This is a genomic window from Acidovorax sp. DMC1, assembly GCF_056314325.1.
The window spans coordinates 1-21235 of sequence record NZ_JBQUYO010000013.1; the positions used below are offsets into that span (position 1 = coordinate 1).

17 protein-coding genes are annotated in these 21235 nt (G+C 64.2%); 8 read left to right on the forward strand and 9 right to left on the reverse strand.

All coding sequences use genetic code 11. The annotated features are described in order from the left end of the window. Nucleotides 1–3004, reverse strand: a 3004-nt coding sequence (locus tag ACT531_RS20765) for an Ig-like domain-containing protein (protein ID WP_476018649.1), incomplete at its 3' end; no start/stop codon positions are given. 313 nt (nt 3005–3317) lie between these two features. Continuing rightward, on the reverse strand, nt 3318–4478 hold the full coding sequence (locus ACT531_RS20770; protein ID WP_476018650.1) for a branched-chain amino acid ABC transporter substrate-binding protein: 1161 nt from the start codon (nt 4476–4478) through the stop codon (nt 3318–3320). A gap of 256 nt (nt 4479–4734) precedes the next feature. Here ACT531_RS20770 and ACT531_RS20775 point away from each other — a divergent pair, with 256 nt between their 5' ends. The 4 genes from ACT531_RS20775 to ACT531_RS20790 all read left to right on the forward strand — a co-directional run bounded on the left by ACT531_RS20775 (nt 4735) and on the right by ACT531_RS20790 (nt 9006). Then, a complete protein-coding gene (locus tag ACT531_RS20775) occupies nt 4735–5361 on the forward strand; it encodes an ANTAR domain-containing response regulator (RefSeq protein WP_476018651.1) in 627 nt (208 codons plus the stop codon). A gap of 541 nt (nt 5362–5902) precedes the next feature. Continuing rightward, the gene (locus ACT531_RS20780) at nt 5903–7147 is read left to right on the forward strand and encodes a CmpA/NrtA family ABC transporter substrate-binding protein (RefSeq protein WP_110959885.1); all 1245 of its coding nucleotides are present in this window, start codon (nt 5903–5905) and stop codon (nt 7145–7147) included. A gap of 63 nt (nt 7148–7210) precedes the next feature. Continuing rightward, a complete protein-coding gene (gene ntrB / locus ACT531_RS20785; RefSeq protein WP_476018652.1) occupies nt 7211–8173 on the forward strand; it encodes a nitrate ABC transporter permease in 963 nt (320 codons plus the stop codon). After that, nucleotides 8170–9006, forward strand: coding sequence for an ABC transporter ATP-binding protein (locus ACT531_RS20790; protein WP_043565578.1), 837 nt, complete (start codon nt 8170–8172; stop codon nt 9004–9006). Before ntrB ends, ACT531_RS20790 begins: the two co-directional genes overlap by 4 nt. 204 nt (nt 9007–9210) lie before the next feature. Here the strand turns inward: ACT531_RS20790 and ACT531_RS20795 are convergent, their stop codons facing one another. Beyond that, the gene (locus ACT531_RS20795) at nt 9211–9648 is read right to left on the reverse strand and encodes a CBS domain-containing protein (RefSeq protein WP_015015148.1); all 438 of its coding nucleotides are present in this window, start codon (nt 9646–9648) and stop codon (nt 9211–9213) included. A 537-nt stretch (nt 9649–10185) separates the two neighbouring features. On the opposite strand from ACT531_RS20795, the gene ACT531_RS20800 reads away from it, so the two are divergent. Together ACT531_RS20800 and ACT531_RS20805 are read left to right on the forward strand one after the other, a co-directional pair. Further along, nucleotides 10186–10476: a DUF4148 domain-containing protein gene (locus ACT531_RS20800; protein WP_015015149.1), complete on the forward strand. Its 291-nt coding sequence runs from the start codon at nt 10186–10188 to the stop codon at nt 10474–10476. 85 nt (nt 10477–10561) lie between these two features. After that, the gene (locus tag ACT531_RS20805; RefSeq protein WP_060984433.1) at nt 10562–10855 is read left to right on the forward strand and encodes a hypothetical protein; all 294 of its coding nucleotides are present in this window, start codon (nt 10562–10564) and stop codon (nt 10853–10855) included. A gap of 158 nt (nt 10856–11013) precedes the next feature. On the opposite strand, the gene ACT531_RS20810 is transcribed toward ACT531_RS20805, so the two are convergent. The 4 genes from ACT531_RS20810 to ACT531_RS20825 are packed head-to-tail and all read right to left on the reverse strand — an operon-like array spanning nt 11014 to nt 14420. Further along, nucleotides 11014–12033, reverse strand: coding sequence for a TRAP transporter substrate-binding protein (locus tag ACT531_RS20810; RefSeq protein WP_015015151.1), 1020 nt, complete (start codon nt 12031–12033; stop codon nt 11014–11016). Nucleotides 12034–12088: 55 nt separating this feature from the next. Continuing rightward, the gene (locus ACT531_RS20815; protein WP_476018653.1) at nt 12089–13390 is read right to left on the reverse strand and encodes a TRAP transporter large permease; all 1302 of its coding nucleotides are present in this window, start codon (nt 13388–13390) and stop codon (nt 12089–12091) included. Next, a complete protein-coding gene (locus ACT531_RS20820; protein WP_476018654.1) occupies nt 13390–13902 on the reverse strand; it encodes a TRAP transporter small permease in 513 nt (170 codons plus the stop codon). Before ACT531_RS20820 ends, ACT531_RS20815 begins: the two co-directional genes overlap by 1 nt. After that, nucleotides 13899–14420, reverse strand: a complete 522-nt coding sequence (locus tag ACT531_RS20825; protein WP_343736144.1) for a gluconokinase — start codon at nt 14418–14420, stop codon at nt 13899–13901. Before ACT531_RS20825 ends, ACT531_RS20820 begins: the two co-directional genes overlap by 4 nt. A 168-nt stretch (nt 14421–14588) precedes the next feature. Between ACT531_RS20825 and gntR the strand changes: the two genes are divergently transcribed. Next, a complete protein-coding gene (gene gntR / locus ACT531_RS20830) occupies nt 14589–15626 on the forward strand; it encodes an HTH-type transcriptional regulator GntR (RefSeq protein ID WP_476018655.1) in 1038 nt (345 codons plus the stop codon). 125 nt (nt 15627–15751) lie between these two features. Here the strand turns inward: gntR and ACT531_RS20835 are convergent, their stop codons facing one another. After that, a complete protein-coding gene (locus tag ACT531_RS20835) occupies nt 15752–17401 on the reverse strand; it encodes a methyl-accepting chemotaxis protein (protein WP_110959901.1) in 1650 nt (549 codons plus the stop codon). A 488-nt stretch (nt 17402–17889) separates the two neighbouring features. Between ACT531_RS20835 and ACT531_RS20840 the strand changes: the two genes are divergently transcribed. Beyond that, nucleotides 17890–19104: an MFS transporter gene (locus ACT531_RS20840; protein ID WP_476018656.1), complete on the forward strand. Its 1215-nt coding sequence runs from the start codon at nt 17890–17892 to the stop codon at nt 19102–19104. A gap of 113 nt (nt 19105–19217) precedes the next feature. Here ACT531_RS20840 and ACT531_RS20845 read toward each other — a convergent pair whose 3' ends face one another. Beyond that, nucleotides 19218–20975, reverse strand: coding sequence for a bifunctional protein-serine/threonine kinase/phosphatase (locus ACT531_RS20845; protein WP_476018657.1), 1758 nt, complete (start codon nt 20973–20975; stop codon nt 19218–19220). Between the last annotated feature and the right edge of the window lie 260 nt (nt 20976–21235).

Genomic DNA, 21235 nt, shown 5'->3' on the forward strand with positions numbered 1-21235 from the left:
TGACCAGCGAGGTCTCGCCTGCGGTCAGGGCCGCATCGGATACCACCACGGTAGCGGTGGGGCGCTGGCTGTCGATGGCGTAGTTGTTGGAGTCGGTGGTGCCCGTGCCTGCGTTGCCTGCGGTATCGATCACCCCGGTGTTGTCAAGGGTGATGAGGTTGGTGGTGTCGGTGATGCCCGCGTTCGGGGTGAAGGTCGCGGTGTAGGTGATATTGTCGCTGGTGCTCAAGCCGCTCAAGGCGCCATTCTCCGACGTCAGATCGGCGAGGGAGAAGCCGGTGACGGCTTCGCTGAAGGTGATGGTGACCAACGAGGTCTCGCCAATTGCCAGTGCAGTGTCCGCCACCACCACGGTGGCTGTGGGACGCTGGGTGTCGATGGCGTAGTTGTTGGAGTCCGTGGTGCCGGTGCCTGCCGTGCTCCCAGCGTTGGTGACACCGGTGTTTTCCAGGGTGATAACGTTGGTGGGGTCGTCAATACCAGCCGTGGGGGTGAAGGTCGCCGTCCAGGTGATGCCACCGTCGCTGGAAGACGCTGCGCTGAGCGTGCCATTGGCAACGGTGAGGTCGCTGTTGTCAAAGCCAGTGACCGCTTCGCTGAACGTGATGGTCACGCCGGAGGTCTCACCTGCAGCCAGCGCGGTGTCTGCGACGACGATGCTGGCCGTAGGGCCCATCGTGTTGACGGTGTAATTGTTGGAGTTGGTGGTGCCCGTGCCCGCGTTGCCCGCTTGGTCAGTCACACCCGTGTTGTCCAACATGATGACATTGTTGGCGTCGTTGACGCTGGCCGTTGGGGTGAGGGTCGCAGTCCAGGTGATGCCGCCATCGCTGGAAGAGACCGCGCTGAGTGTGCCGTTGTCCACCAAGAGGTCGGCATTGGTAAAGCCCGTGACGGCTTCGCTGAAGGTGATGGTGACCAGGGACGTTTCGCCGCCGGTCAGGTCTGCGTCTGCCACCACCACGGTGGCGGTGGGGCGCTGGGTGTCCACCGCGTAGTTGCCACTGGTGGCGCTGCCGGTGCCAGCATTGCCCGCTGCATCAGTGATGCCCGTGTAGTCCAGCGTGAGCACATTGCTGGCAGCCAAGGTACTGGCGCTGGGTGTCAGTGTGGCTGTCCAGGTAACGCCGCCGTCGCTGCTACTCAGGCCGGAGAGAGATCCATTGGGAACCGTCACATCTGCGGTGGTGAAGCCACTCACGGGTTCGGTGAACGTAAAGGTGACCGTGGCCGTGTCACCAATGCGCAAGGCGGTGTCGCTGATGGTGATCGCCGAGGCTAGCGTCGGGCGCACCCCGTCAATGGCGTAGTTGTTGGAGTCCGTGGTACCTGTACCCGCATTGCCTGCTGCATCAACAACGCCGGTGTTGTCCAGAGTGATGACGTTGGCGGCGTCCGTGACGCTGGCTGTGGGTGTAAAGGTTGCCGTCCAGGTAGTACCGCCGTCGCTGGAGGACACGGCGCTGAGTGTGCCGTTGGCGATGCTGAGGTCGGCGTTGGTGAAGCCCGTAACGGCCTCGCTGAAGGTGATGGTGACGCCGGAGGTTTCTCCGATGGCCAGCGCGGTGTCCGCCACCACCAGGGTGGCTGTGGGGCGCGCGGTATCGATGACGTAGTTGTTGGAGTTCTGGGTGCCCGTGCCGGTGGCCGCCGTGGTGACCATGGCCACGCCCGCCATGTTCAGGACGATCAGGTTGGTCGTGTCGGTGACACCGGCCGTGGGCGTAAAGGTGGCCGTCCAGGTGATACCGCCATCGCTGGAACTGACGGCGCTCAGGCTGCCATTGGCGATGCTCAGGTCCGCATTGGTGAACCCGGTCACCGCCTGGGAGAAGGTGAACGTGACCAGCGAGGTTTCTCCCGCAGCCAGCGCTGTGTCGGCGACCACCACGGTGGCGGTGGGTCGCACGACGGCAGCCACAGTGATGTCGTCCACATAGATGGAAATGTCGGTCTCCCCGCTCTGGCGCACGATACGCACTTCATCCAGGTTCTGCCAAGCGTTGCCGGAGACCGTGACCAGGTTGCCGTTGTTGGGATATGTGCCTGCGGTGAAGTTCTGCGTGGCGCCACTGACAGCGCTGCCGTTGCGATAGCCCACCAGGCGATAGTCAGCGCCGCCCGACAGGTACTGTTCAACAACGATGGACTGGAACGCAAACTCCGATCCATCCGAAGCCGCCAGCACAGCAGCGGCTTGCCCCGTCCCCGCTGCATAACTGCCGTTGAGCAAGGCCGCGTGATCGCTTCCGTCGTTCGCCAGGGAGGATTCGTCAGTGCGATTGGTCACATCGACATAGCTGTTCACGCCGGTGTCGAGGGCGCCGTTGGCATCCAACAAGGAGAAGGTCCAGCCATTGATGACGCGTGCCTGACCGGGGGTGCCGAAGCTGTGACCGGAACCATCCACCGTGACACCGTCGAAGGTCTCCGTGGTCGGCGCCGCCAGCAAATGGGCATAAGTCACCCTATCGCCAACACCAAACAGCCCCGCTTCAATGCTGCCAGTGTGACGTTCGAGCTCCCAATCGCCTCCCAGGAGACTTGACCCGGTCGGGTTGGTAGAAGCCGCCACATCGCCCTCGGTCAACGACGACATTTCGCTGACAAAAAGTGCCCCTGCCTCACCCTCGGCCAGATTACAGCCATACAACAGGATGTCGCCATACTCCCCAAGCGCCTGGCCAATGCGCGCCAGCGCCTCGGCCTCTCCAGCCAAGGCCCCCTGGTCCAAGACCCTCGCGCCAAGTGTCAATTGCGCCTGCCCCCCGTGGCTGAAGATATGCAGCGCGTCAATGCCGCTTCGGCCTTCCAGATGCTGAACAATCAGCGCTAGGCCATCTTGACCGCCATCCAGCACCACCACTTCGGCCCCTGCTGGCAAGCCAGCTACAAGCGATTGCCAATCAGGCAAATCATCGAAAACAAAAACCACCTGGGTTTTGGCCGACACGCTGGCTGGAGCGGGTGGGAATGTGGTGGAGTCGCTGCTGTTCTGGGTCATATGTGACTTTCTGGTGCGATGAAGGCCACTGCCTGCAACTTGCCGGGCGTAGGCTGAAACGAGAAGGCGGAAACAGGATTCACAAAAAATGCCTCAGGAACATTTCCGGGCAGCATGCGAGCGGAAGTTTTTGGCTTCAGGCAATTGCCTGCGACGGCCCCTAGTGGAGCGCAACCAATTTTTACCAGAAAGTTACACATCTTCCCCGAACTTTTCGCACCAGCGCCTTTCGTGGATTCCCTCGCTCCAAAAAAAACCCCTGCGGGCACCAGCCGACAGGGGTTGAGCACGTAGGGTGTTGAAGCCCCAGGATTTACCAGCGGTCCGACCGCATGCGCAGCTCCCAGTTGCCGCTGCGCAGTTCGTACACCCCCACGGCGCCGTAGCGCTGCTCACCCTTGTCGTCCCAGGTCATGGTGCCAATCACCGGGGCGTAGCCGTTGATGCTGTGCAGCGCTTTGGTGATGTCCTTGGGGTCGGCGGACTTGGCTTTCTGGATGGCGGCCGAGAGCACGTAGGTGCTGTCGTAGCTGTAGTGGCCGCCATAGGCAGGAGGCTTCTTGAAGGCTGCGATGTACTTTTCAAGGAAGGTCTTGCCGGTGGTGAACTCCTTGGCTTCCAGCACGGGCGAGGTGGCGTACAGCCCCTGCACGATGCCTGCGCCCTTGGTCATGTCGGTGGTCTTGATGGTGTCGCCGCCCAGCAGGCTGACCTTGGTGTGGTCTACCTTCTTGAGCGATTCGAGCAGCGCCAGGGCCTGGAAGTCGTTGAGGGTTGAGACGATCACCTCCACATTGGCCGCCTTGAGTTCACCAGCCAGTTCGTCAAAGGCCACGGTCTTGTCGTCGAACGACTTGCGCACCACCACTTCTTTTTTCTCGGCCTTGAGCTGCGCTGCAGCACCGTCAGCCAGGCCCTTGCCGTAGGGCGTGCCGTCGTCCAGCGCGGCGTAGCGGTTGGCGCCCAGTTGCGTGGCGGCAAACGAGCCGATGGCGCGCGCCTGCAAGGTGTCGTTGGCCACCATGCGGAACGTGGTGGGGAACCCGAGCTGCGTGAACTTGGGGTTGGTGGAGATGGCGATCTGGGGAATGTCTTTGGCGGCATAGATGGGGGCGGTCTCGATGCTCACGCCCGAGTTGAGGTGGCCCACCACGGCCACCACTCCCGCATCCACCAGCTGCTGCGCCACAGCCTTGCCGGTGGTGGCGTCGGCCTTGTCGTCCACGGACACGACCTCCAGCGTCACGCGTTTGCCGTCCACGGTGTAGCCGGACTTGTTGAGTTCATCCACCGCCAGCTTCACGCCGTTGAGCAGATCCTGCCCCAGGGCGCCCAGCGGGCCAGAAAGGGGCTGCGCTACACCAATTTTGATGGTGTCCGGCACCTTGCCGCATCCGGTCAGGAGTGCGGCAGTCGCCACTGCGGTCAAGGCCATGCTGGCCGAGAAGCGGCGCCGGTTGATGTGCTTGTTCATGCAAAAAACTCCATTTCAGTGTGACTGTGTGTGCAGATGTATATGCGACGCCCTGCTGGGCGGGCTACCGGGTATGCCCTCCCACGGTGTCAGTATTAGCAACTTTCAGGCCCTGCAACGGGGCCCAGTACCGCGAGGCGCAGCGGGCTTGTGGCCGGGATAACCCGGAGCGCAGGGAGGCTGCAAGGGCCCGCGGAGGGTGTGCACCACCCCGGCGCACCAATTTGTGGCGTAAAAATTGCTTATCCTCGCCGGTATGAATGAGGCTTTGCGCATCGTGGTGGTGGCCCCGGATCTGGCAGTCGCCGACCCTGACGACGAACACTCCGTGGAACAGGCGGAGCGGTCGCGGGCGCTGCGCATCGGGCTGCTGGAGAACAACTTCAACCTGGTGGCCACGCTGCCCGCCGACGTGTTTCTGAGCGAGCGCATTGCCCAGCTCCAGCCCGACCTGATCATCGTGGACGCCGAGAGCGAGGCCCGCGACGCACTGGAGCATGTGGTGATGGCCACACGCGACGAACGCCGCCCCATCGTGATGTTCACCAACGATGAAGACACCTCGCACGTGAAGGACGCGGTGGCGGCCGGTGTGTCTGCCTACATCGTGGCGGGCCTGGCACCGCAGCGCATCCGCCCCATTCTGGACGTGGCCATGGCCCGCTTCCAGCACGAGCAGGCGTTGCGCGCCGAGCTGGCCGACGCCAAGACCGAGCTCAAAGACCGCAAGACCATCGACCGCGCCAAGGGCCTGTTGATGCAGCGCCAGGGTCTGACCGAACAGGCCGCCTACGAAAAGCTGCGCAAGACCGCCATGGACAAGGGCTTGAAGCTCGTGGACGTGGCCCAGCGCATGCTGGACGTGATGGATCTGCTGGGATAAAACCAGAGACCCCCCCCTGAGCGGCTGCGCCGCTTCCCCCTTCTCTCGAATGACTGCGTCATTCGGGAAGGGGGACGATGCCCTCGCACGCAAGCGAAGCGCCGCATACGCGGCTCGGCGGCCATTGCTTGGCATCCCTCGCCTGGGCCGCGCCCAATTCCAAGGCCCCTCCCAAATGGTGCGCCGCACAAAGGCAGTGCGACCACACTGATCACAACAAGAACACCCCTGCTGCAAGCCCCGCAGACGTGTAGCGCTTATCAATCAACCGCAGACAGCTATTCATTCCATAGCAACCAACGCTCCAATATGGCGCAGCGCACGCTGGCACGCGCTTTGCATTGCACAGTGCAAGACCAATGCAGGTCTGACCACTGACAGCACTGACCCAACGGCGGGCCGGTGCTGGCAAGGAGCCCCGGCCCCGTTCCAGGCTTCACCCAGGACAAAGGCGTCCCCACCCGCTCCCGGCGTTGCTTTGATGCAGCCAGGCGCGGTGTGAGGACGCCTTTTTTGTTTTTCACGCCACCAGGGATGCCCCATGACCGATCTGTTGAAAACCAGCCTCAACCGCCGCACCGTGCTGCAGGCCGCCACCGTGGGCGCTGTGGGTGTGAGCCCCGCGCTGCGCGCGCTTGTCCACGCAGCGGGCTCCGACGCCCCCGAGAAGAAGGAAGTCAAGATCGGCTTCATTCCGCTGACCGACTGCGCCAGCGTGGTCATGGCCTCGGTGCTGGGCTTTGACAAGAAATACGGCGTGACCATCGTCCCCAACAAGGAAGCCAGCTGGGCTGGCGTGCGTGACAAGCTGGTCAACGGCGAACTGGACTTTGCCCACGTGCTCTACGGCTTGGTCTACGGGGTGCACCTGGGCACCGCCGGTCCCAAGAAGGACATGGCCGTGCTGATGAACTTGAACAACAACGGCCAGGCTATCACCCTCTCCAAGGCCCTGGCCGACAAGGGCGCCGTGGATGGCCCGTCCCTGGCCAAGCTCATGGCCAGCGAGAAGCGCGAATACACGTTTGCGGGCACCTTCCCCACCGGCACCCACGCGATGTGGATGCACTACTGGCTGGCGGCTGCGGGCATCAACCCGCTGTCGGGCGCCAAGCTCATCACCGTGCCGCCGCCCCAAATGGTGGCCAACATGCGGGTGGGCAACATGGACGGCTTTTGCGTAGGCGAGCCCTGGAACCACCGCGCCATCATGGACGGCATCGGCATCACGGCCAACACCACGCAGGACATCTGGAAGGACCACCCCGAGAAAGTGCTGGGCACCACGGCCGAGTTCGTCAAGAAGTACCCCAACACCACGCGCGCCGTGATGATGGCCGTACTCGAAGCCAGCCAGTGGATCGATGCCAGCCTCTCCAACAAGATGAAGATGGCCGAGACCGTGGCCGGCAAGGCGTACGTGAACACGGGCGTGGACGCCATCAACCAGCGCATCCTGGGCCGCTACCAGAACGGCCTGGGCAAGACCTGGGACGACCCCAACCACATGAAGTTCTTCAACGACGGCGCGGTGAACTTCCCCTACCTGTCGGACGGCATGTGGTTCCTGACCCAGCACAAGCGCTGGGGCCTGCTCAAGAGCCACCCCGACTACCTGGCCGTGGCCAAGGAGGTCAATCAGGTCGATCTGTACAAGTCGGTGGCCAGCGCCATGAAGATCAGCGTGCCCAAGGATGTGCTGCGCACCAGCAAACTCATCGACGGCGTGGTGTGGGACGGCAAGGACCCCGCCAAGTACGCCGACGGCTTCAAGATCAAGGCCTGACGGCAACCCTGCCCCAGCGCCCGCCCGGCCACCCCGCAAGCAAGCCCTGCACAGGAGAAAACCATGGTCAGTGCCGTCTTTCACTCCCCGTTGGATGCAGCCCCCGTGGCCGCACAGAATGCTATGAATACTGTAGCTGCAAGCGCATCATCCACTAGCGCAAGAAGCCAAAAGGCTGCGATATCTGCCCCCAAGGCACCTGCAACGCCCTCCAGCGTGGCCACTGGCCGCGACTGGTCCGCCCTCTCGCGCAGCTTCTGGCTGGCCGTGCTGCCGCCGCTGTGTGGCCTGGGCCTGCTCATCGGCCTGTGGGCGGTGGTCTCCACCACCACGGGCGGCAGCATCCCCAGCCCCAAGGACACCTGGCTGCAGGCGCTGGAGGTGTTCAGCAACCCCTTCTACCGCAACGGCCCCAACGACCAGGGCGTGGGCTGGAACGTGCTGATGAGCCTGCAGCGCGTGGCCATCGGCTTTGGCATGGCGGCGCTGGTGGGCATTCCCGCGGGCTTCGTGATCGGGCGCTTCAGCTTTCTGTCGCGCATGTTCAACCCGCTGATCAGCCTGCTGCGCCCCGTGTCGCCACTGGCCTGGTTGCCCATCGGCCTGCTGGTGTTCAAGGGCGCCAACCCCGCCGCCACCTGGACCATCCTCATCTGCTCCATCTGGCCCATGATCATCAACACCGCCGTGGGCGTGCAGCGCGTGCCGCAGGACTACATGAACGTGGCCCGCGTGCTGAACCTGAGCGAGTGGAAGATCGCCACCAAGATCCTCTTCCCCGCCGTGCTGCCCTACATGCTGACCGGCGTGCGCCTGGCCGTGGGCACCGCGTGGCTGGTGATCGTGGCGGCCGAGATGCTGACCGGCGGCGTGGGCATCGGCTTTTGGGTGTGGGACGAGTGGAACAACCTCAACGTCAAGAACATCATCATCGCGATCTTTGTGATCGGCATCGTCGGGCTGCTGCTGGAGTACGCGCTCATCAAGCTGGCCACCGCATTTACTTTTGAAGAGGTGAAAGCATGAACACGAGCGCTACAGCATCCGCACACCCCTCCATGAGCACCAAGTTCATCGAGATCCACGGCGTCGAGCAGACCTTCAAGACGGCCAAGGGCTTGTTCCCGGCGCTGCGCGACATTCACCTGACGATTGCCAAGGGCGAGTTCGTCGCGCTCATCGGCCACTCGGGCTGCGGCAAGTCCACCCTGCTCAACCTGATCGCGGGCCTGACCACGCCCACCAATGGCGCGCTGCTGTGCGCCAACAAGGAAATCAAGGGCCCGGGGCCGGAGCGCGCGGTGGTGTTCCAGAACCACTCGCTGCTGCCCTGGCTCACCTGCTTTGACAACATCTACCTCGCGGTGGAGCGCGTGTTTGGCGCCAAGGAAAGCAAGGCCCAGCTCAAGGCCCGCACCGATGCCGCGCTGGCGCTGGTGGGCCTGACCCACGCGGGTCAAAAGCGCCCCGGCGAAATCTCGGGCGGCATGAAGCAGCGCGTGGGCATTGCACGGGCGCTCTCCATGGAGCCCCAGGTGCTGTTGATGGACGAGCCCTTCGGCGCGCTCGACGCCCTGACCCGCGCCAAGCTGCAGGACGAGTTGCTGGAGATCGTGGCCCGCACCCAAAGCACCGTGGTCATGGTGACCCACGACGTGGACGAGGCCGTGCTGCTGTCCGACAAAATCGTGATGATGACCAACGGCCCGGCCGCCACGATTGGCGAGGTGCTAACCGTCGACTTGCCCCGCCCCCGCAAACGCGTGGAACTGGCCGAAGACCCGCAGTACGTGCACTATCGCAAGGCGGTGATCGACTTTCTCTATACGCGGCAGGGCCACGTCGAAAAAGCTGCCTGAGCGGCCAGCTCAGACACCGCGCAGACCACCAAAAGGAAAGGGCACTGACCAGATCGGTCAGAGCCCTTTTTGTTTAGGTACCCATGCCAGAACCATAGCCCCCCCCCAAGGGGCGCCCCATCGCGCCGGGTGCGTCCCCCTTCCCGAACGGCACAACCCTTCAGAGAAGGGGCAGAAGGCGCATAGCGCCTCGGGGAGCTGCCCTCAATGGCTCCCGGTGATGTAGTTCTCCAACTGCTCAATGATGAATTTCTGCTCGGAGATGATGTCCTTGACCAGGTCGCCAATGGAAATCATGCCCACGAGCTTGCCGCCATCCACCACGGGCAGGTGGCGCAGGCGGTTGTTGCTCATGAGCTGCATGCACTGCTCGCTGGTCTGGTCCGGGCGCACAAACATCACGGCCGAGGTCATCACATCCTTGACCTGGGTGACGGCCGACGTGCGCCCCATGAGGGCAATTTTGCGGGCGTAGTCCCGCTCGGTGAAGATGCCGACGATGGACGCACCCTCGGTCACGATGAGCGCACCGATGCCCTTGTCGGCCATGAGCTGGAGGGCATCCAGCACGGAGGCAGCAGGGCTGATGGTGTGGACGGTGGCGTCGGGTTTGGACTGAAGAATCTTGGCGACTGCGGTCATGGAAACCTCCCTCGTGAAAACGGAAACAGGCACAGAGAGATTTCAGCCCATAAGCCCCGTGGGCGCAACCCACGCAAGCCCCATGTGCGGCGCTTTTTGAGCGTGCTGTTGCGCGGCGAACGCAACGGATGTTTCTGCGCCGTTGCATAGCGCACGCTGCGAAACAAACTGAAAAGAAGCGAAACCGCGGCGAGACGACGCCCCCGGGCTGCCCCGGCACGATGGAGCCCATGTTCACCGCACCGACCACACACCTCTTTCCGGCATCTGCGGCTTGCCAGCGCCCAGCGGTTTCCATGGCAAACCGCCACGGTTCCGAAGGCCGGCAAACACGGCAGACAGTCCGAAAGATTGTTTCCAATACTGGAACAGTTAGTTCGCGACTCAGTGGTTTTTCTCTGAACAGCACCGGCGTACAGTTCATCCCATCGATGAGCCGAACCCGCAAGGCGACTCACCGAACCCGGTGCGAAGCGAGTCGTTTCTGATCTTCACCCGGTTTTTTGAGACGCTTTTTTAACTTCAAGGATTTCCATCATGAACAACACCGCACGTTTCCTGTCTATCGCCGCTGTCGCTGCTTTCGCCTCTTTTGGCGCCCAGGCTGACGAAGCCGACGCTTCGCAATTCGCCACCCAATTCCAGACCAGCCGCACCCGCGCTGAAGTGATCGCTGAAGCCACCACCGCCGTGCAAATGCGCAGCCAAGAGCCCGCTGGCTCCCGCGTGGTGACCTACAAGTCCACGGCTGACCGCGCTGCCGTGCGTGCTGAAGCTGCTGCACAAGCCATGCGCACTGGCCGCGTGGGCCCCGCTGAAGGCGGCTGATTCAACCCGTTGAATCCACCACGTCACCCACCGCGTATTCCAGACACATCGTCCCCAATTTTTTGAATTTCACAGGAGTTTCATCATGAACAACGCTGCCCGTTTCCTCTCCATCGCTGCTGTGGCTGCTTTCGCCTCTTTTGGTGCCCAGGCTGACGAAGCCGATGCTTCGCAATTCGCCACCAAGTTCGAAACCAACCGCACCCGCGCTGAAGTCCAAGCTGAAGCCGCTACCGTGGCTCAAACCCGCTCCATCGAACCCGCTGGTTCGCGTGTGGTGACCTACAAGTCCACCGCTGACCGTGCTGCTGTGCGTGCCCAGGCTGCTGAAGCCGTGCGCACCGGCCAGATCTCTTCCGGCGAAATCGGCTCCCTGTAATTGGACCGGCCTGCACTTCGGTGCAGGTGGAAGATTGCAAATGCCAAAAGGCCGAGGCCCCTATTGGGGCCTCGGCCTTTTTCATGGCGCTTCGCTACACGGAGAGGTCGAAGCCTGCCATCGACAGCTCAAAGGCTGCCAATGGCGTCCACCCCGACTTACTTGCCAGCGCGCGCCTGGGCCACGGCTCCCTGCACTTCCTTCCACAAACCCTCACCCACGTTGGCGGCAATGCTGGCGTTCACAGCACTGAGCTTTTCGCGCATGCGGTTGGCTTCGGCGGCGGGCAGTTCGTTGACCTGCATGCCCTTGCCCTTGAGGTCGGCCAGCGCCTTGTCGGCCTCGGCACGCGTGTCCTGGCGCTCGAAGTCGCGGCTCTTCTTGGCGGCATCGAGCAGCACCTTCTGCTCGGCCTTCGACAGGCCGTCCCAGTACTTCTTGCTGACCAGCACGATCCAGGGGCTGTAGACGTGGTTGGTCACCGTGAGGTACTTCTGCACCTCATAGAACTTGCTCGACAGGATGGTGTTGTAAGGGTTCTCCTGGCCGTCCACCGTCTTGGTTTCCAGCGCGGTGAAGAGTTCGGAGAACGGCAGCGGCACAGCATTCGCGCCCAGGGTCTTGAAGCTGTCGAGGAACACGTTGTTCTGCATCACGCGCAGCTTGATGCCGTCCATGTCTTCCAGCTTGTTGACAGGGCGCTTGCTGTTGGTGAGGTTGCGGAAACCGTTCTCCCAGTACACAAGACCCACCAGACCCTTTTCCTGCAGCTTGTCCATCACCTTCTGGCCCACGGGGCCGTCCAGCACCACGTCGGCTTCCTTGGCGTTATTGAACAGGAACGGCGTGTCCCAGATCGCCATTTCTTTGGTGATGCCCACCAGCGTGGCCGTGGAGCCCACCATCATCTCCTGCGCGCCGCCGATCAGGGCCTGCTGCATCTGTACGTCCGAGCCCAGCGCGGCGGCACCGATGGCTCGAATCTTCATCTTGCCGCCCGAAGCCTTTTCCACTTCCTGGGCAAACAGCTTGGTGGCCCGGCCCTGGTTGGAGTCCTCATTCAGACCGTAGCCAAAACGGATGATGCGCGGCTTGAAGTCTTGGGCTGCGGCCTGGAACGAGCAGGTGATGGCAGCGACCGACAGAGCGGCCAGCAGGGTGCGACGGAAAGTTTTCATGGTTGTCTCCATTGGCAAGAAAAACGGGAAAGAGGAACAAGCAAACAGCTAACGGCTAGCGCAGCCAGACGACGGGCGCAGTCACGATCTGCGGGAAGACCACCAGCAACGCTAGGATCAGCACGTAGGTGATGAGAAACGGGTTCACGCCCTTGATGACGCTGTGCATCGAGATGCGCCCTACCCCGGCGACCACGTTGAGCACGGTGCCGACCGGCGGGGTGATGAGGCCGATGGCGCCGTTGAGCACGAACATCAGACCGAAATACACCGGGTCGATCCCCGCCTTGACGGCGATGGGCAGCATCACGGGCGCAAAGATCAGGATGGTGGGCGTGAGGTCCAGCGCCGTGCCGATGAGCACCAGCACGATCATCATCACGGCCATCAGCAGGCGCGGGTTCTCCACCAGCGGGCCCAGCCAGTTCGTCAACACATTAGGCAGGTCGGCCAGCGTGATCATGTAGCTGGCCACCTGGGCGCCAGCACACAAAAACATCACGACGGAGGTCGTCTTGGCTGCGCGCACCAGCACACCATAGATGTCGGCCAGCTTCATCTCGCGGTGCACGAACAGCGCCACCACCAGGGCGTAGAACGCGGCCACCACGGCGGCTTCCGTGGGGGTGAACACCCCCGTCTTCATGCCGCCGATGATGATGAGCGGCATCAGCATGGCCCAGAAAGCGCGCACGGTGGAGCGCAGGCGGTCCTTGATGGGCAGGGGCTCACCCTGGGGCAGGTCCATGCCGCGCAGCACCCAGCGCCAGGCAAAGATGAGGCCCACACCCATCATCAGCCCCGGCACGATGCCCGACACAAACAGCGCCGAGATCGAGGTGTTGGTCGTCACGCCATAGATCACGAACGGCATGGACGGCGGGATGATGGGCGCAATGATGCCGCCCGAGGCAATCAACCCAGCAGACGTATTCATGGGGTAGCCCTGCTGCCGCATCATGGGCAGCAGGATGGTGGCCAACGCGGCGGTGTCGGCCAGGGCCGAGCCGCTCATACTGGCCATGAGCACCGCAGCGCCAATGGCCACATAGCCCAACCCGCCCCGGATGTGCCCGACCCAGGCCTGCGCCATGTCGATGATGCGGCGGCTGATGCCGCCCGAGTTCATCAGCTCACCGGCCAGGATAAAGAAGGGCACGGCCAGCAGCGGAAAGCTGTCCACCCCCGCCACCAGGTTCTGGGCCAGCAACTGCGCGTCCCAGAAGTCCAGCACCCAGGCCATGCCAGCGCCCGTGAGCACCAGGGCGAGGCCCATGTTCATGCCGGTGCCCATCAGCACCAGCATGCCCAGCGAAAAGACCACAAAGGCCAAGGCTTCAGGCGTCAGTCCGAACATCACTCCACCTCCGCGCCATGGCCCAAGTCCAAGGGCTTGCGTTGAATCAATTCAATGGTTGCCATCACCCCGATGGCCACCGCACACAAAAAGGCTGGCAGCGGCAGCAAGGCCGCCGGGTAGGCCATGACCACCGAGCGGCTGCCCATGCCCACCACCACCTGTTGCCAGGCGCCCCAGGCCAGCATGGCGCAGGCGGCCATCACCAGCAGCCGGATCACGGCCGTGAGCACACCAAAGGCCACCGGGCGTTGGGCCAACAGGCCTGCCAAGCTGGTGAAGGCCATGTGCTCACCTGCGGGGTAGGCCGCTGCGGCACCGATGAACACCATCCAGACGAACAGCAGGCGCGAGAGCTCTTCGCTGGCCGCCACGCCACTGCCAAAGCCGTAGCGCAGCACCACGTTGATGAACACGGCCACGGCCATCACGCCCAGGCAGCTGGCCATGAGCACCTGGGAGACCCGGGCAAAGCGGCTTTGCGGCACGGCTTGTTGTGCGGGGGAACTCATGCGGTCTCCTTCGTGGCCAGCCAGGCGGAGGCTTGCTGTTGCAGCGTGGGCAGGTCCAGCAATGCATCCAGGCGCAGCACGCCCGCCTCGCCCACTGGGGATTCCAGCGTGGCGAACTGGCTGTCCACCAAGGCGCTGGAGAAAAAGTGGGTGCCCGCACGGGCAGCCACGCGTTGGCCTGCGCTCGCGCGGTCAATCTCCAGAAAGACAAACCGCAGCCCGGGGCAGGCGTTGCGCAAGCGGTCCCGGTAGACCTTCTTGAGCGCCGAGCAGGTCAGCACCGCGCCCTGGGGCTGGGCTTGCAGCAGTTGCCCCAAGGTGGTCAGCCAGCCTTCCCGGTCTGCATCGGTCAGTGCAATGCCCTGGCGCATCTTTTCGCGGCTCGTGGGGCTGTGGTGGTCGTCCCCTTCGATCAGGGGCAGGCCCTCGGCCTGTGCCAGGGCAGAACCCAGGCTGGACTTGCCACAGCCCGCCACGCCCATGACGACCACAAAAGCGGGTGACGCTTGAAAACTCATATTGGTAGCGCTATCCAAACAATCCATAAAAAAGGCACCCGGTCTGGATGCCGCACAAACTGTGGCAAGCTGAGCAACTTGATCCAAAATGGCTGGCGTTGCCTTGCCCAAGAGTTTGGACAGCGCTATCCTAACCAGATCCACCCCCAGCCCCATGAGGGTTAACCCTTGAACAAACCCGAGACAAAACCCGACGCCAAACGCCGTTCCAGCGGCCGCATCACGCTGAGCGACGTGGCCAAGGCCGCCGAGGTCAGCCCCATCACCGCGTCCCGCGCACTGCGCGGCGAGCGGGGTGTGGCGCAAGAACTGGTGCAGCGCGTGAAGGCCGCCGCAGAGCAACTGGGCTATGTGCCCGACCCTGCCGCCCGCGCACTGGCGTCACAGCGCAGCGTGCAGGTGCCGGTGCTGGTGCCGCTGCTGTCCAACGCACTGTTTGTGGACGTGCTGGAAGCCGTGCACCGCACCCTGTTCCCACAGGGCTACCAAGCGCTGATCGGCGTGACGCACTACGACCCGCAGGAGGAAGAGCAACTGCTGCGCACCTACCTCGCGCACCGCCCGGCGGGCCTGCTGGTCACCGGCTTTGACCGCACAGAGGCGTCGCGCCACCTGATTGCTGCCAGCGGCGTGCCGTGCGTGCACCTGATGGAGATGACCTCGGCGCCGGGCGTGTTCTGCGTGGGGTTTTCGCAGCAGGACGCGGGCCACAGCATGACGGCCCACCTGCTGGCACGGGGCTACAAAAAAGTCGCCTTTGTGGCCGCCCAGCTGGACCCACGCACCATGCAGCGCGCCGAGGGCTACCGCCGCTGTCTGCGCGACGCAGGCCTTTACGACCCCAAGCTGGAACTGCTGAGCCCGCAGCCCTCGTCGATGCGCCTGGGCGGCGAACTGCTGGAAGAGCTGCTGCGCACACGCCCGGGTGTCGATGCCGTGTTCTTCTGCAATGACGACTTGGCCCAGGGTGGCCTGCTGGCCGCGCAGCGCCTGGGCCTTTCGGTGCCCGGTCAGGTGGCGATTGCGGGCTTCAACGACCTGGCAGGCAGCGACCAGATGCTGCCGCCGCTGACCACGGTGCGCACACCCCGCGCCGCCGTGGGCGAGGCCAGCGCACGCATGCTGCTGGCGCTGATGCGCGGCGAGGTGCCCAAGCACAACTCGGTGAATCTGGGGTTTGAGCTGACGGTGCGCGAGAGCACCTGATGTCTGCCTTCGCGCCGGCCCTCCAGCAAGGCGCTGACCGAGGCTTGGCGACATCCGTTGCAGGGAGGCACAGAGGCACCGTGCCGGCTCGGGGGCGGCACCGTGCGGCGCGGCTCCGCAAAAACTCAGGCCGCCGCCAGCGCCCGGCTGCTGGATGAGGCCTTCATCTCCTTGCGCAGCGCCACCGCATCGCGCGACTGGGTGGGAGCCGACGCGTCGATGCGGAACACCTGCACCGTCTCGGTCATGGTCTGCGCCTGGCCATTGAGCTGCATGGCCGATGCCGCGTTCTCTTCCACCAGCGCGGCGTTTTGCTGCGTGATGGTATCGAGCTGCGCCACGGCTGAGTTGACCTGCGAGATGCCGCTGAGCTGCTCGTTGGAGGCGCTGTGGATCTCGCCGATCAGCGTGTTGACCCGGCGCACCAGCTCCAGCGACTCGGCCATGGTCTTTTGCGCGGCATCGGTCTTTTCATGGCCTTCGGTGACCTTGGTGGCCGAGTCATCGATGAGCTGGCGGATCTCCTTGGCGGCCGAGAGCGTGCGGTGCGACAGGCTGCGCACCTCCGAGGCCACCACCGCAAAGCCACGCCCCTGGTCGCCAGCGCGGGCCGCCTCCACCGCTGCGTTCAGCGCGAGGATGTTGGTCTGGAAGGCAATGGAGTCGATCAGCTGCGTGATCTCGCTGATGCGGCCGGACGCGGCCTGGATCTGCTTCATGGTGTCGGCCACACCGTCCACCGCGCTGCTGCTGCGCTCGGCGACCTGGGTGGCCTGCGTGGCCAGCACCGAGGCCTGGCGCGCGGATTCTGCGGTCTGCTTGACGGTGCCGGTGATCTCTTCCATCGACGCGGCGGTCTGCTGCAGGTTGCTGGCCTGCGCCTCGGTGCGCGACGACAGGTCCTGGTTGCCCTGGGCGATCTCCCGGGTGGAGACCTGCATGTGCTCGCTCTCCTGCCGCGCATCGCGCACGATGGACAGCAGGTTCACGTTGAGCTGCGCCAGCGCCTTTTGCAGCTGGCCCACGGTGTCACTGCGCGTGGCCGATATCTTCTGCGTAAGGTCACCCGCCGCCATGCGGTTGGCCCACAGCAGCATCTGCGACAACGGTGCCACCGTGACTTGGTGCAGGTAGACCGCCATGCCCAGCGCCAACACCACCACCCCGAGCCACGCCGCCCCCGAGGCCAGCGACAGCGTGTGCCCGCCCAGCAAGGCGGCGCACCACGAGGCCACCACCAGCAGCAGGGTGCACGCCATCATCTTGCCCATGGGCCCCAGCGCCAGGGCCCGGCCCACGCGGCCCCAAAGCGTGTCTTTGACCAGCTGACCGGCCGACAGCCGGTGCACCAGCGTGCCGGCTTGTTTTTCGGCCTGCATCTGCTTGTATAACGCATCCGCCGCCTGGATCTGCTCGCGCGTCGCTTCGGTGCGCACGGACATGTAGCCGGTGGGCTGGTCGCCCTGCATGAGTGGAGTGACATTGGCCATCACCCAGTAAAACGTGCCGTCCTTGCGCCGGTTCTTGACGGGGGCCGACCAGGGGATGCCCTTGGCAATGGTCTCCCACATGTCGCGGTAGGCCTCCTCGGGCATGTCGGGGTGTCGCACGATGTTGTGGGGCTGGCCCAGCAATTCTTCCTTCTCATAACCGCTGACCTCGATGAACATCGGGTTGCAGTACAGGATGCGGCCCTTGAGGTCCGTGGTGGACACCAGGGTCTGGCCCTTGGGAAACGCATATTCGTGCTGGCTGACCGGCAAATTGACGCGCATGGGAGCCCCATTTCTTGGGTGCCTTGTCGCTCCAGAACCGGGCAACTCGGCAGTGGAAAAGTCAGGAACATCCTATGACGAATGCCGGGGATTTGAAACAGATAAATAGCGCCGCCATCGCGAATTCACCAGCCTGGTGCGCCACACCAACACTGTGCAGCGCCCTCCGCTGCAATGCACCAATGTGAACAACAGAGAGACCGCTCGCTTCAGTTTTGATAGCTGCAGAGGCTTATCCAGTATTCACAGCACGGCTGGCGGTAGCCCTGGCGACGCCTTTGGCGGCACTGGCATAGCCATTGCTTGCCACTAGGCGCGGCCAACGCTGGCCGCGTGTCAGCCCGGTGCAATGGCGGATTGGGCGAACAGGACGTTGGCGTCTTCATGGAGTGCGTTGGGGCTGGTCAGCCCGCGCGGTCCGTGTGGACGCTTTTTTGTTTTCTGGCCGGGCCAAGGGGCAAGCCCCCCTGCCCTTTGCACTCACACCCATGCATTACTTCAGAGAGTTCCTCAAATCCGGCCACGCCCCCACGCTGTGGGCGTCGTTTCTGTACTTCGGTTTTTCGTGCGCGGTGTGGGTCATCAACGGTGCGATGGCGCCGTTCATCCGCGAGAGCTTCCAGCTCTCCCCCACGCAAATGGGGATGATGCTGTCCATCCCCATTTTTGCGGGCGCGCTGATGCGGTTTCCGCTGGGCATCCTGGCGCAGTACATCGGGCGCAAGCGCGCCACGCTGGTCGAGATGGCAGGCATCTTTGTGGCCATGGGCTATGGCTACCTGTTCGTGCACACCTTCAACGACCTGCTGGCGCTGGGCATTCTGCTGGGCGTGGCGGGGGCGAGCTTTGGCGTGGCGCTGTCGCTGGGCTCGGGCTCGTTCCCACCGCGCTTCAAGGGGCTGGCCATGGGCATCGTGGGCGCAGGCAATGTGGGCACGGCGGTAGCCGCACTGCTGGCGCCCGCTCTGGCGCAGCAATTTGGCTGGCAGGCGGTGTATGGCTTTGCCGCCGTGAGCGTGGCTGTGCCCGCCGTGGTGATGGCGGTGTATGCCAAGGAGCCCCCCGACCTCGCGCCCCACGCCACATTCCGCGAGCACATTGCCTGCCTGTTTGAAAAAGACGGCTGGGCCTTCAGCCTGATCTACGCCGTGACGTTTGGCGGCTTCATCGGTCTCACGGCCTTCTTGCCCAGCTACTTCTACGACCAGTTTGGCGTGAGCAAGGTGCAGGCCGGGCAGCTGACCATGCTGGCGGCCTTTCTGGGTGCCGCACTGCGGGTGATGGGCGGCTGGCTGTCGGACCACTGGGGCGGCGTCAACACGCTCACGGGTGTGCTGGCCATCACCGCCGTGAGCATGGTGCTGTGCGGCCTGGCCGAGAACTCGCTGCCGGTGACGATGCTGCTGTTTCTGGTGTGTTTTGCAGCACTGGGCGCGGGCAACGGCGCGCTGTTCCAGCTGGTTCCGCTGCGCTGGCCGCTGTCCACGGCGGTGGCGGGCTCGATGATTGGTGAGATCGGCGCGCTGGGCGGCGGCCTCATCCCCAACGGCATGGGCTTTTCACGCCAGTACACAGGCACCTACCTGTGGGGCTTCGTGGGCATTGCGGTGTGTGCCGCTGCCATGCTGGTGTTGTTGCGGGTGATGCAGATCCGCTGGACCCGCACGTGGGCGGAGAAAGGTGGACGCGCGCGCAGCGCGTGAACGGCGTAGCCGTTAGGGCGCGGCAGCACCTTGCCGCATTTCAAGCCAAGTAGGCGCCCAGCGCAATTTCCTCATACCTTGATAGCTATATTTCTAATAGCAAATCAATCGCCTCACCTCGGCAAAAACAGCAGCCAGTACACCAGCAACAGGTTCACCAGCACGCTCACCGCCAACGCGATCTTCCACAGTGCCGTGGCATCGCGTTGCATCAGCGGCTGTGGGCCCGGGGCGGACAAGGGGCGTGACGCACCCCGTTCCAGCGCCAGCAGCAACTCCTCGGCGGTTTCAAAGCGCTGCGTGCGCTGGCGGGCCACAGCCTTCAAGGCGATCTGGTCCAGCCAGATGGGCACGCTGGGGTGGTGGCGGCTGGGCGCCACTGGGTCGCGGTGGTAGCGGCCCAGCTGGTACTGCACCACCTCGCCATAGGGCAGGCGCCCGTGGCTCAGCAGCTGGTACAGCGTGACACCCAGCGCAAACAGGTCGCTGCCCGCATCGGGCAACTGGCCGGCCGGGTCGCCGTTCTTCTCGTAGCCGGGCCACTGCTCGGGGTTCATGTAGCTGGGGGTGCCTGCGTGCAGGCGGCGCGTGGCCTCGGGCTCGCGGCCTGACAGGGCCACGCCCAGGTCCAGCACACGCAGCACGCCGTCGTCGCCCAGGTGCAGGTTGTCGGGCTTGATGTCGCGGTGCACCACGCCTTGCCGGTGCAGCCATCCCAACACCTGCGCCGCCTGCATCACCACCGACACGACCTGGGGCACACCCAGGTGCTGGCGGGCACGCAGGCGCTGGCCCAGGGTCTGCCCCGCATGCCAGTCATAGAGCAGATAAAACGCACTGGCACCGGGGCCTGCACCGCCCTGCTCGGGCGGCCAGGTGTTCAGGCGCGCCAGGTGCACCGCCACGTGGCCGGACTGCATGCGCCGGGCCACCCAGGCTTCGTGCGCCAGCGTGGCGCGCTCGTGCGCATCGTGCGCGCGGGCGGGGACCAGGGTCTTGAGCGCATACAGCCGCTGGGTGGCCGGGTCGCGCACCTGGTAGATGCGGTGCACGCCGCTGTCGGCCACCAGCGCGGTCACCACCAGGCCATCCACGGGGTCACCCACTTTAAGCAAGGGCAACACCGGCAACTGCAGGGCTCGGCGGGACTCGTCCTGCAAGGTGGCCTCCAGCACCCCTTGCACCCGCACCACCAGTGCGGTCACGTTGTCGGTGCTGCCCCGGCGCAGGGCTGCGCGCGTGATCTCGTCGCTCAGTGCCTGGGCGCTCGCGTCCGCCCGCAGAAGCTGGCGCAGCTCACGCTCGGGCAAGCTGCCGTGCACGCCGTCGGACAGCAGCACCAGCAGGTCGCCGCTGTGCAGTTCGCCCTGGCTGTAGTCCACCACCACATGGTCGTCCAGGCCCATGGCGCGGGTGAGCTGATGCGCAAAGTCGCGCTGCGCCATCACATGGTCGGTCGTCAGCAGCTGCAGCCGGCCTCCCCGCAACAGATAGGCGCGCGTGTCACCCACATGGGCCAGCGTGTACGACTGGCCGCGCAGCACGATGGCGGTGAGCGTGGTCAGGCCCACGGCGGGCTGGCGGCGCCGGTTCATCGACGCGAGCCAGCCGTTGTGCGCGCTCAGGATGCGGTCCAGCGCCACGGTGGTGTCCCAGGTGTCGGGCGTGGCGAAGTAGTCGTTCACCAGCGTGTTCACCGTGGTCTGGGCGGCTTCGCGCCCGTTGCCTCCGGTGCTCACGCCATCGGCAATGGCAGCGATGGCGCCACGTTCGCGGTCGCGCCCCTGCCCCTGCAACAGGGCGGCAAAGTCTTCATTGACTTCATTGCGCCCGGCCTGCGAGGTGTGGCCGATGTCCAGTTCAAAACTCATGCACCAGCTCCATGCAGGTTCCATGCCCAAGCTGGTGCATGCATGCACCGCTGCGCGCAGCCCGGTCCACGGCTACCGCCCCCAAGCGCGTGCTGCACAGGGCAGGCCCCTGTGCTGTCACCCCAGATCAGTGCACAAACTCTGGCACGGCCATTGCTTAACCCAAGCAACGGCCCCACGGGGCCACGCAATTCAGCGGTGCAACGGCGCACCAAGGGGTTGTATGGACGAAGGCGTCCCCACATGCGGTTTCGATGGAA